Origin of the sequence: Flavobacterium sp. 245 (genome assembly GCF_004362055.1) — a bacterium.
GTDB lineage: Bacteria > Bacteroidota > Bacteroidia > Flavobacteriales > Flavobacteriaceae > Flavobacterium.
In genome coordinates, this window is sequence record NZ_SNXB01000004.1 from 260,688 (window position 1) to 273,322 (window position 12,635).

The window sequence follows — 12,635 nt, forward strand, 5'->3', positions numbered from 1 at the left end:
GCAACTTAAGTGTTTGAAAACGGCTTTTTTTTGCAGAAAATTAAATTTGTTTTGTAGTTTTACCGTGCCACTATTTAGTATTAAACATTTAAAAAACGATTAAAAAAACATGACAAAATTTACCAAAATGGGCTTAATCGCCGCCTTTTTATTTACCACAATTTTTACCTACGCATTTAATGGAAAAGGAGACTATATTTTGAATATAGTTACTGGAAACGGAAAAGTAGTAAGCTTTACTTTAGACACCGTTGAAAACACCTCTTTTTCTATTTTTGATGAAAATCACAATTTAGTTTATACTGGAGCTTCGGCAGCAGATAAATTAGAAATTTCAAAAACAATAAGCTTAGAAGGTCATCCAGCCGGAACTTATGTTTTAGAAGTATCAGAAAACGGTAAAATTGCGAAACACGAAATTAAAGTTGTAGCAAAAAAAGTGAAAGCTGTTAAGTTAGACGAAACAGTAAACCAAAGCCCGTCTTTCCGTCGCTAACCCTTTTTGTCCCCAACAAAAACAAAAGCAGCTCGTTCCAGGAGCTGCTTTTTTTATTCTTCTGTTTTTCGAATGTTGTTGACAATTTCTACCAAGTTCCAAAAAGAAGCGGCATCGGGTGGTAGTATGATTTTTTTCGTTTTTTTATAAATAGAGGAATCTGCAAAAGCATATATATAATCTAATACATCTAGTAATCTGAAACTTTGCCTGTATTCCGATCTTAACTCATTACTTGCCGCAAAACAGACGTTTCCTATTTCTTCCTCTTCTAAAAAAAGCAAACCCATATGATTTGAAAACTGTGCTATAATTTTTGAATTTATTGCAATTGGTTTAGAAACTGATTTCTGAAGAAAATAATCAAGCAGAAAATAGTTTTCAGCACTATTTGAGGATATTTTCAAAACAAATTTCTCCAGATCAGAATTAACAAAAAATGCATTTCTGTTTTCTTCTTTCTGCAAGAGATCGATTTTGATTAAATATTGCTGTATTGTCATGATACTGATTACATTACAACTATAAAGTTAAATTATAATTTTCAAATTCATAAAAATAGCTTTTGCAAAAACCTTTTTTTATTCAAAAACATACTAAAACTGAAAAATAATAGTTTTGACACTATATTTAAATCGATAAAATGAAAAAACAACCGCTCAATTACACGTTATATCATTGATTTAGATATATTTGCAAAATGAAATTGCAGTTTACAATAAAATTATCAGAGAAAAAATGACTATCAAAACCAATCTTCTAAACTAATACTTATGCAAAAAAAACTTATTGTTTTAGTATTATTGATTGTTTTTTCATTTAGTGCCGTTGCTCAAAATGAAAATGTTTATATAACTGATAAAATAAGCGACAAATATGCTTATGTTGACGTAATAAAAACGTACGAAAAAATTGCCGCAAAAGGCTACAAATCTGTAGACTTATTTCAGAAACTGGGAGATTCCTCTTATCAACACGATAAACTTGAAAAAGCCGCCGATTGGTATGATCAATTATTTGCCATGACAACTGATTTAGAGCCTGTTTATTACTACCGCTACGCTGAATCTTTACGCTTTATTTGCCAAAATGAGAAAGCCGATGCAGTTATCGAAAAGTTGAAACGAAAATCGAAAGTAACATTCAAGAAGAAAGTTTAAGTATTGTACTGACTTTCAGGAAATCATAAAAAAACCTCTCATTTCTGAGAGGTTTTTATTTATCATTAAAAAATCAAAAATTACATATTCCTTCTATACTGCCCGCCCACTTCAAACAACGCTGAAGTAATCTGGCCTAAAGAACAAACCTTTGCTGCTTCCATTAAATGGTCGAATAAGTTTTCGTTTTTAATAGCGGCTTGTTGTAACGTATTTAAATGTTCGTTCACTTTTTCTTCGTGGAATTTATGCAAGTTATCCAACATCGTAATTTGATATTGTTTTTCTTCTTCGGTGGCACGAATAACCTCAGCCGGAATCACCGTTGGTGAACCTTTAGAACTCAAAAAGGTATTGACACCCACAATTGGAAAATCGCCGTTGTGTTTTAAGGTTTCGTAATACAAACTTTCTTCCTGAATTTTAGATCTTTGGTACATGGTTTCCATTGCGCCTAGAACTCCTCCTCTTTCGGTAATTCTGTCGAATTCTTGTAAAACTGCCGCTTCCACTAAATCTGTTAATTCTTCGATGATGAACGAACCTTGAATTGGGTTTTCGTTTTTCGCTAAACCTAATTCTTTATTAATAATCAATTGAATTGCCATCGCACGACGTACAGACTCTTCCGTTGGTGTTGTAATCGCTTCATCATAAGCATTGGTATGCAATGAATTACAGTTGTCATAAATCGCGTACAAAGCCTGTAAAGTCGTTCTGATATCGTTGAAATCAATTTCCTGCGCATGCAACGAACGTCCAGAAGTTTGAATATGATATTTCAGCATTTGCGCTCTTTCGTTGGCTCCGTATTTGTTTTTCATGGCTTTTGCCCAAATTTTACGCGCTACACGACCAATAACTGAATATTCTGGATCAACTCCATTCGAGAAGAAGAACGATAAATTCGGACCAAAATCGTTGATATTCATTCCGCGGCTCAAATAATATTCCACGTAAGTGAAACCATTAGAAAGCGTGAACGCCAACTGTGTAATTGGGTTCGCTCCTGCCTCTGCAATATGGTATCCTGAAATCGAAACCGAATAAAAATTACGAACGTTTTTAGTAATAAAATATTCCTGAACGTCGCCCATTAAACGCAAAGCAAATTCGGTTGAAAAAATACAAGTATTCTGAGCCTGATCTTCTTTTAAAATATCAGCCTGAACCGTTCCACGAACTTGCGATAATGTTTTGATTTTTATTTCATTATAAACTTCTAGAGGTAAAACTTCATCGCCGGTAACACCTAAAAGCATTAATCCTAAACCATTGTTTCCTTCTGGCAAATCGCCTTGGTATTTTGGTCTTTCGATTCCTTTATCTTTATATAACTTGTTGATTTTTGCTTCAACTTCTTTTTCTAAATCATTTGCCTTGATGTAAATCTCACATTGCTGATCTATTGCTGCGTTCATAAAGAAACCTAACAACATTGGCGCAGGCCCATTAATTGTCATACTTACCGAAGTCAACGCATGAACCAAATCAAAACCTGAATATAGTTTTTTGGCATCATCTAGACAACAGATTGAAACTCCTGCATTTCCAATTTTCCCATAAATATCCGGACGCAAATCTGGATCGTTTCCGTATAAAGTAACACTGTCAAAAGCTGTTGAAAGACGTTTTGCAGGCATTCCCGCACTTACGTAATGAAAACGCTTATTCGTTCTTTCTGGCCCGCCTTCGCCCGCAAACATTCTTGACGGATCTTCGCCTTCACGTTTAAACGGATACAATCCCGAAGCAAAAGGAAATTCACCAGGAACATTTTCCTGTAAATTCCAACGCAAAATATCGCCCCAGCCTTCATATTTAGGTAAAGCAATTTTCGGAATCTGTAAATGCGATAAACTTTCAGAATGCGTTGCAATCTTGATTTCTTTATCACGCACTTTAAAGGAGTAAACTGGATTTTTGTATTTCGCTACTTTTTCGTCCCAATTCAAGATAATTTCCCAATTGTACGGATCTAAGTCCATTTTTACTTTATCAAATTGATTCAGTAAAAGATTTAAAAAGATTCTGTTTTCGTCATGCTCCTGAATGCCACTTGGCAAAACAGTTGCATCATCAATTCCAGCTTTATTTATTTGAGGAACTTTTCCAGAAACCGATTCAATGGTTTTGAAAATTCCGTATAATTTCTGCGCTACTTTTTGCTGCGAAATGGCTGTTTCATCATAACTTCTGTTATTCTCTGCAATTTCAGATAAATAACGTGTTCTGTGTGGCGGAATCACGAAGATTTTCTCGCTCATTTCTTTCGTTATTGTAAAAGTCGATTTCAAATCTGAATCCGTCTTTTCGACCACTTTGTCCATAATCGCTTTGTATAGCGTGTTCATTCCTGGATCGTTAAACTGCGAAGCAATCGTTCCAAAAACTGGCATTTCATCAGGATTTTTATCCCAAAGATTATGATTGCGCTGATATTGTTTTTTTACATCGCGCAAAGCATCCAGCGCGCCTCTTTTGTCAAATTTGTTTAAAGCTACTAAATCGGCAAAATCAAGCATGTCGATTTTTTCCAATTGCGTTGCTGCACCAAATTCTGGTGTCATTACATATAAGGATACATCAGAATGATCCATAATCTCTGTATCAGATTGACCAATTCCTGAAGTTTCCAGAATAATCAAATCGTATTTTGCGGCTTTTAAAACCTGAATCGCTTCGGCTACATATTTAGATAAAGCCAAATTTGACTGACGCGTTGCCAGCGAACGCATATATACGCGAGGATTATTGATAGCATTCATACGGATTCTGTCGCCTAAAAGTGCTCCTCCCGTTTTTCTTTTCGAAGGATCGACAGAAATTAATCCAATTGTCTTCTCAGGAAAATCAATTAAAAAACGACGAACTAATTCATCTACTAAAGAAGATTTTCCGGCACCGCCTGTTCCTGTAATTCCCAAAACTGGAATTTTAGAACTAGCATTGCTTTCGTGAATTTTATCAAAAACAGGCTTTGCAATTTCCGGGAAATTTTCTGCTGATGAAATTAAACGCGCAATTGCCGTTGGAACTTTATTTTCGATATGATCAATTTCTCCGTTCAATTTATCTCCAATAGGAAAATCAGCACGTTGCACCAAATCATTAATCATTCCCTGAAGTCCTAGAGATCGTCCATCATCTGGAGAATAAATTCTAGTAATTCCATATTCGTGCAATTCGGAAATTTCACTTGGCAGAATTACACCGCCTCCGCCTCCAAAAATCTTAATATGTCCTGCTCCTTTTTCGTGAAGCAAATCATACATATATTTAAAGTATTCATTGTGTCCTCCTTGGTAAGATGTCATTGCAATCGCATTTGCATCTTCTTGAATAGCGGTATTTACTACTTCTTCTACACTTCGATCATGACCTAAATGTATTACCTCAACTCCGGTTGACTGTATAATTCTGCGCATGATATTGATTGCAGCATCATGTCCGTCAAATAGCGAAGCGGCTGTGACAATTCTTACTTTATTTTTAGGAATATATGGTATTTGTGGTTCCATTTTATGAATATGATAATTTTAAGCGACCAATGTACAAATTATTTTAATATTTGATGAAGAGAATAGCTTTATGTTAACAAAAAAAAGAAAATCTTTTTTTGATTATAGGGGTAACAATTTTGAAGATGAATTGATATAAGTTAAAGAAAGCTTAAAGACATGGCAATTTCGCAACATTTAAACATAATCTCAAAACGTGTTTTAAGCTCTCTCATAGTAATTTAGCAGTGTAGAAAACCCCAAATTTTTACCGAAAACTTAACGAATTAAAAAGTATTAACGTAAAAATTAAAAAAATGAAAACACTATATTCATTCACCGTAATTCTAGGTTTGAGTTTTTTTGTATCGTCTTATAGTAAAATTGAAAACACAAATTTTTTAAATACAAAAACTCCAAACGTTGCCGCCATCAATATTTCCCCAAATGATGACGAAAATGAAATTTCAAACGACTTCTTTAAAAGATACTCGGACTTGAAAAAATATAAATCTGATATCATGTCATTGTACAAAAACAGAACTCTTGGCACAATTTGGTATGATGAAGATCAAATAAATGAATTTGCTTCTGCTTTATATCTAAAAGCAAAAAAAACAAATGATTTAGTAATTCCTTATCAAAAAGAAATAGAACAGCTTTTTGATTCTTCGTCAACAACAAATCTTTCTAAAACAGATGCGGATATGCTTTTGAGCTCCTTATATATTATGTATGCTAAAAAAAGCAGTTCTGCTAAAAATGTATCTTATGATACGATGCTGAAAGACTTTATGAATTACAGCACAATTGAAGAATCAACTGTTGCACCAGAAGATAATAAAGTAACTTTTGATCAATATTATAAATTACAAGGCGTTCTAAAACAATACCAAAAAATAGAAAAATCAAATAAATGGAAACCTATTGTTACAGAAACTCCCTATAAAGATTTGCGTCCTGATGCTGTTTCAAATACAATTGCTCAAGTAAGAACTCGTTTATATTTATTAGGAGATTTAAAACAGGATTCTAAAAGCGATGTTTATGACCGTGAATTAATGGATGCGGTAATGAAATACAAAGTGAGAAACGGATTTAAACCCAACTATATTCTGGCAGAAGAACATATTAAAGAAATGAATGTGCCACTTTCTGACAAAGTAAAAACGTTGATGCTTAACATAGAAAGATGTCGTGCTATTTCGGCTCAAATGGCTGGTAACGACGAATATGTTTTTGTAAATGTTCCTTCATACGAATTGGTTTACGTTAAAAACGGAAATGTGGTTTTACGATCTAATGTATTCGTTGGTTCGCCTTTAACTAAAACTACCATTTTTAATGGCGAAATTGACCGCATCGTTTTCAGTCCTTATTGGACAGTGCCACAAAGTATTGTACAAAACGAATTGAAATCTAAAATCGCTGCCGACCCAAATTATCTTGCCGATCATAATATGGAAATGGTAAACGGACAGGTAAGACAAAAACCGGGACCAGAAAACTCTTTAGGTTTAGTGAAATTTATGTTCCCAAATCCCGATGATATTTATATGCACGATACGCCTGCTAAAACTTTATTCGATTTTGAAAAAAGAACTTTCAGCCATGGTTGTGTAAACGTAAAACTGGCAAAAGAATTAGCAGTAGCAATGCTTAAAGACTATCCAGAATGGACACAAGATAAAATTGATAAAGCTATGGCTGGAAAAACAGAAAACAGTTTTAAATTAGCTAAAAAAGTTCCAATTTACATTACTTACTTTACATCATTAGTAAATGAAAATGGTGAAATTGGATTCTTCCAAGATGTATATGAAAAAGACTCTGAATTGAATAGTCAAGTATCTCTTACTTCAAATTAATATTTAAATCGAGAAAAAACAAATCGAGAATTCATTTAGGTGGGTTCTCGATTTTTCATTACAAAAACACCTTAACTTATTAATTTTAAAACTTTTAAGTCCTTTTCTGTTTTAATTTCTGTCGCAACTTTGCACTATAATAATACCACTAATATAATTGCAAAAACAATAGATCATGAAAACAGAAAATATCGAAGGTTTAACATTATTCGAAATAAATTTATTGATTCAACAGGGCGGAAGATTTGTAATGTTTCCAAATTTGATGACAAAGATTAAAAGTTATACCATTTATTTTATTCGTCCTGAGGAAAAAACATTTAAGTATGCGTTAAAACATTTTCTAAAAAACATAACACTTGGCTGGCGTTCGCTTCCGTTGAGACCTTTTTACCTTTCAAAATCTTTGTTCTACTTAACAATTGGCGGTAAAGATTACACCCAAAATATATTAGCTGATTTACAGCAGATTAACCCAATCAACAATCCTAATTTGTACTGTTTACAATACGTTTAAATGTCTTTTTATTCTAAAAACATTTTTTAAGGTTATTATGCGATGAGTTAAAAAAAGATTTTGTGTAAAAAATCAAAGTCAATTTTTAGCTCATTTTTGCATTTTAAAAAACAGTACATTTTTTAAATTTAAATGCTTTGTATGACATAAAGAGTCTACAAGAATTAGGATATAAAATTAAATTGAATTTTATTAAGAAATTCCATATTTTAGCTTTGATATTCAATCAATTAAAGTAAATTCTAAAATATGGAAGATTCAAACGAACTTATTGTAGATAAAAGAAGCTGGTGGAACCGAAACTGGAAATGGTTTGTTCCTACTGGTTGTTTAAGTCTTATTGTATTATTTGCTTTATTCTTAGTTGGAGTATTCTTTGAAGTGACTTCAATCATCAAAGATTCTGATGCTTATAAAGAATCGATGACAAGAGTTGAACACAATAAAATAATAATCGAGAAACTTGGATCGCCTATAGAAACAGATGGAATGGTTTCTGGAACTGTCAGTTCAACAAACGACATTAGAAAATGTGATGTACAAGTACCGCTAAAAGGTCCTAAAGGCAAAGCAACACTCTTTGTTGTTGGCGAAAAAAGAGGAACCTGGAAATACAGTGAAATGTCTGTGTATATTGAAAAAACAGGAGAGAAAATTAATTTGCTGACTAAGTAATTTTACCGATAACTTTTTTATACACAGGTTTTATGAGATTCTCCGATTTTTTTCTTTGCTTAAGCATTTGCATGCAAAGATGTGTCGTAAAATTTTATTTTTTCTTGTCTTTCGACAAAGCAATAATATATTCTACAAGCTTCAAAAATTTAAAATCTTAGAACCTTAGCATCTCAGTGTCTTAGAATCTTAGAAAAAGTTATTTATGAAACAAAATCTTTCTGCTCCTAAAATAAAATTGTGGCGTTGTTTTTGAATAAGTAGTATTTTTGAAACTTAAATAAAAACCCCCGAATGAAAAAGATTTTATTATTAGCCGTTACATTTTCACTTGTTTCATGCGCAGAAATGCAGCAAACTTTAAATCAGCTCCCACAAATAGCATCACAAATTCCAGTTGGTGGTGTTGACATTTCAGCTGGATTAAAAGAAGCTCTAAATAAAGGAATTACACAACAAGTTAGCAAATTAACTGCGGTTGATGGTTTTTACAAAAATGAAACCGTAAAAATTTTATTGCCTGAGGAATTGCAAAAGGTAGATGCGACTCTACGAAAAGTTGGTTTAAGTTCACTTGCTGATGAAGGAATCAAAATGCTGAATCGTGCTGCCGAAGATGCCGTTAAGGAAGCAACTCCAATATTTGTAACGGCTGTGAAAAATATGTCATTTACGGATGCTAAAAATATTTTACTAGGAAATGACAGTGCTGCAACAACGTATTTGCAAGGAAGTACAACAACAGCGTTATACGGAAAATTTAATCCGGTGATTAAAAATTCATTCGCAAAAGTTGGTGCTGATGCAGTTTGGACAAAAATCATTACGAAATACAATACTATTCCGTTAGTGAAAAAAGTAAACCCAGATTTGACTGATTATACAACGAATCAAGCTTTATCTGGTGTTTTTAAAATGATTGCTGTAGAAGAAAAAGAAATCCGAAATAATATCAGTGCTAGAACAACACCTTTATTGAAAAGTGTTTTTGCCATGCAGGACGGAAAATAGTTTTTTTTTTTCTGTTTCACTGTTTAATCGTTGATTTGTTTAATCGTTTAGCTGTATAACCATAAAAATCGATTAAACAAATCAACGATTAAACAAATCAACGATTAAACAAATCAACAATTAAACAGCTAAACGATTAACCGATTAAACCAAAAAAACAAAATGCAAAAAATTACCATTCTTATTCATTGTAAAGACCAAAAAGGGATAATCGCTGCAGTGACTACTTTTATTGCTAAAGTAGAAGGAAATATCACCTATATCGATCAGCATGTTGATGTGGAGCAAAATGTGTTTTTTATGCGATTGGAATGTGAATTCACCAATCACAAAACTACAATTGAAAGCTTTAAAGCCGATTTTAACCAAACCATCGCTACCGACTTTAATATGTCATGGGATTTGTACAATCAGGAACAAAAACCAAAAATGGCTTTGTTTGTTTCTAAATACGACCATTGCCTTTTTGATATTTTAGGACGTTACAGCGCTGGTGAATTAAATGCAGAAATTCCAGTTATTATAAGCAATCACAATGATTTAAGATCTGTTGCCGAAAGATTTAATATTCCGTATCACTGTGTTCCTTTTACAAAAGATACTAAAGAAGGAGGCGAAGCCAAACAAATTGAGCTCTTAAAAAGATACGAAATCAATTTTATTGTTTTGGCGCGTTATATGCAGATTATTACGCCAAATCTGATTTCGCTTTACGAGAATAAAATCATCAATATTCACCATTCGTTTTTACCAGCATTTCCTGGCGCAAAACCATATCATTCGGCTTTTAAGCGTGGCGTAAAAATTATTGGCGCAACAAGTCATTATGTTACCGAAGAATTAGACGAAGGGCCAATTATCGAACAGGATATTGCCAGGGTTTCGCACATTCACTCGGTCGAAGATTTTATTATGAAAGGAAGAGACTTAGAAAGAATTGTTTTGGCAAGAGCCATAAAACTACATGCGGAACGTAAAACAATGGTTTATAGCAATAAAACGGTTGTTTTTTCTTAGGTTCAAAGGTTCTGAGATGCTAAGATGCTAAGTTTTTTTATATTAAATAAATCGAATTAAAATTCTGCCCTACAATACCCACAGAGCCAAAGGCTCCTTTTATAGTTCCGAAGGAACAAATTATATTGTAGAGCTGGACTTCAGTCCAGTTTAAACAAGACAACAAAAAATAAATCCGGCAGGTTTTAGAACCTGCCGGATTTACTATTAAAAGATAAAAATTAGTGCTTCAAATCTTAGCATCTCAGAATCTCAAAACCTTTTATCTAACCACAATCGACAATCTCGGATCATCAAAAGCATCAACTTCGGCCATTGTCAAGCCTAGAGCATTTGCCACTCCTTCTCCATATGCTGGATCAGCTTTGAAACAGTTTCTGATGTGGCGAATTTGAATAAATTTCTGCGCTCCTCCAACTTGTGCTGCAGTATTTTTAAACAGCAATTGTTTTTTCTCTGGCGTTAATAAATTGAATAGCAAACCTGGTTGCGTGAAATAATCATTGTCATCGTCTCTAAAATTATGTGCCCACGCATCTCCATGAAGTTTTAATGGCGGTTCTTTAAATTCAGGTTGTTCTTGCATTTCACCAAAACTGTTTGGTTCGTAGTGTTTTTTAGATCCGTTATTTCCATCTACACGCATTGCTCCGTCTCTGTGGAAAGTGTTATAAGGGCATCTTGCTGCGTTTACCGGAATCTGGAAATTGTTTACTCCTAAACGATATCTGTGCGCATCTCCATAAGAGAATAAACGCGCCTGAAGCATTTTATCTGGTGAAAAACTAACTCCAGGAACCACATGCGCCGGATTAAAAGCCGCTTGTTCTACTTCTGCAAAATAGTTTTCAGGATTTTTATTCAATTCAAATTCTCCAACCGGAATCAAAGGAAAATCACCTTTTAACCAAACTTTCGTTAAATCAAAAGGATGAAAACGATACGTTTCAGCTTGTTCTTCGCTCATGATTTGAACAAATAATTTCCATTTAGGGAAATTTCCTTCTTCAATTGCATCGAATAAATCTCTTTGGTGGCTTTCTCGGTCGCCTCCAACTAATTTAGCTGCTTCTTCATCAGAAAGATTATCAATTCCTTGTTGCGTTACAAAATGAAATTTCACATAATGTCTTTCATTTTGATGATTTATAAAACTAAAAGTATGACTTCCAAATCCGTGCATTTGTCTGTACGATCTCGGAATTCCTCTATCGCTCATTACAATAGTAACCTGATGTAGAGCCTCTGGTAATAATGTCCAAAAATCCCAATTGTTATCAGCACTTCTCAAATTGGTTTTTGGATCACGTTTTACAGCATGGTTCAGATCAGGAAATTTCATTGGATCTCTGAAAAAGAATACCGGTGTATTATTTCCAACCAAATCCCAATTTCCTTCATTGGTGTAAAATTTCAAAGCAAAGCCTCGAATATCTCTTTCTGCGTCTGCAGCACCTCTTTCTCCTGCAACGGTAGAAAAACGAGCAAACATTTCGGTTTTCTTCCCAATTTCTGAAAATAAATCTGCTCTCGTATATCTTGTAATATCGTGAGTAACAGTAAAAGTTCCATAAGCTCCAGATCCTTTAGCGTGCATTCTTCGTTCCGGAATCACTTCACGGTCAAAATGTGCCATCTTTTCTAAGAACCAAAAATCTTGTAATAAAACAGGGCCGCGAGGGCCAGCAGTTTGAATGTTTTGATTGTCTGGAACGGGAGTTCCTGTTGCAGTTGTTAATTTTTTGTTTGATTCCATATTGCTGATATTTAATGTTTTATCAAATATACAAACTTATCTTTAGCATATTAATAAACAAAATTGATTGTTATTATATTTTAATAATCAAAAGTTATTTAACGCTGCATAAAGCTCAGAAATAGGTTTTGACAAATCTTAACTTATGGTCAACAAAGTAATAACAAAACCTTAACAGCAAAAGATTGATATATGTCGGACATTTGTAATGTAATAAACTGGTTATTTATTATTTTGGTTTTGGTTAGTTAAATGATGCCGGCGTCTTCGAGATGCCGGCATTCTTTTTTTATGAAAGTTTGGTTTCAAGTTTCAGGTTTTCTTTGTTTCAAGTTACCCACTTTGAACCTAATTTTACCTTTGAAAGCGCAATTTTATTGGATGAAAATTATAAACTTATTTTACAACCATAACATTAACTTATATCCAACAAAGTAATAACAAGACCTTAACAGCATGAGATCGATATATGTCGGATCTTTGTAATGTAATAAACTGGTTATTTATTATTTTGGTTTTGGTTAGTTAAATAATGCCGGCGTCTTCTTGATGTCGGCATTCTTTTTTGTATTAATTTGGTTTCAGGTTTTCTTTGTTTCAAGTTTCAAGTTGCTTTACTTTGAGCATAATTTAAC

General features: G+C 33.4%; 10 protein-coding genes. 7 read left to right on the top strand and 3 right to left on the bottom strand.

The window, feature by feature from the left end; all coding sequences use genetic code 11:
* Positions 1-109: 109 nt before the first annotated feature.
* Entirely contained in the window at positions 110-496 is a 387-nt protein-coding gene (locus tag EV145_RS09905) for a secretion protein (protein ID WP_133525056.1), read from the top strand.
* A 53-nt stretch (positions 497-549) separates the two neighbouring features.
* On the opposite strand, the gene EV145_RS09910 is transcribed toward EV145_RS09905, so the two are convergent.
* Complete coding sequence (locus EV145_RS09910) at positions 550-963, bottom strand: hypothetical protein (protein WP_133525057.1); 414 nt, start codon at positions 961-963, stop codon at positions 550-552.
* 306 nt (positions 964-1,269) lie between these two features.
* Between EV145_RS09910 and EV145_RS09915 the strand changes: the two genes are divergently transcribed.
* The gene (locus EV145_RS09915; protein WP_133525058.1) at positions 1,270-1,656 is read left to right on the top strand and encodes a flagellar motor protein MotB; all 387 of its coding nucleotides are present in this window, start codon (positions 1,270-1,272) and stop codon (positions 1,654-1,656) included.
* Positions 1,657-1,736: 80 nt separating this feature from the next.
* Here EV145_RS09915 and EV145_RS09920 read toward each other — a convergent pair whose 3' ends face one another.
* Positions 1,737-5,177 carry a methylmalonyl-CoA mutase family protein gene (locus EV145_RS09920; RefSeq protein ID WP_133525059.1) on the bottom strand — a complete coding sequence of 1,147 codons (3,441 nt, stop codon included), beginning with the start codon at positions 5,175-5,177 and terminating at the stop codon, positions 1,737-1,739.
* 296 nt (positions 5,178-5,473) lie between these two features.
* Here EV145_RS09920 and EV145_RS09925 point away from each other — a divergent pair, with 296 nt between their 5' ends.
* The 5 genes from EV145_RS09925 (at position 5,474) to purU (ending at position 10,244) form a co-directional block, all read left to right on the top strand.
* The gene (locus EV145_RS09925) at positions 5,474-7,024 is read left to right on the top strand and encodes a murein L,D-transpeptidase (RefSeq protein ID WP_133525060.1); all 1,551 of its coding nucleotides are present in this window, start codon (positions 5,474-5,476) and stop codon (positions 7,022-7,024) included.
* A gap of 175 nt (positions 7,025-7,199) precedes the next feature.
* Positions 7,200-7,541 (top strand): hypothetical protein, encoded by a 342-nt coding sequence (locus EV145_RS09930; RefSeq protein ID WP_133525061.1) that lies wholly within the window; start codon positions 7,200-7,202, stop codon positions 7,539-7,541.
* Between the two features lie 249 nt (positions 7,542-7,790).
* The gene (locus tag EV145_RS09935; protein ID WP_133525062.1) at positions 7,791-8,216 is read left to right on the top strand and encodes a cytochrome c oxidase assembly factor Coa1 family protein; all 426 of its coding nucleotides are present in this window, start codon (positions 7,791-7,793) and stop codon (positions 8,214-8,216) included.
* A gap of 294 nt (positions 8,217-8,510) precedes the next feature.
* Positions 8,511-9,227 (top strand): DUF4197 domain-containing protein, encoded by a 717-nt coding sequence (locus EV145_RS09940; protein WP_133525063.1) that lies wholly within the window; start codon positions 8,511-8,513, stop codon positions 9,225-9,227.
* A gap of 162 nt (positions 9,228-9,389) precedes the next feature.
* Positions 9,390-10,244, top strand: a complete 855-nt coding sequence (gene purU / locus EV145_RS09945) for a formyltetrahydrofolate deformylase (protein ID WP_133525064.1) — start codon at positions 9,390-9,392, stop codon at positions 10,242-10,244.
* Between the two features lie 262 nt (positions 10,245-10,506).
* Here the strand turns inward: purU and EV145_RS09950 are convergent, their stop codons facing one another.
* Positions 10,507-12,000 (bottom strand): catalase, encoded by a 1,494-nt coding sequence (locus tag EV145_RS09950; RefSeq protein WP_133525065.1) that lies wholly within the window; start codon positions 11,998-12,000, stop codon positions 10,507-10,509.
* Positions 12,001-12,635 lie beyond the last annotated feature (635 nt).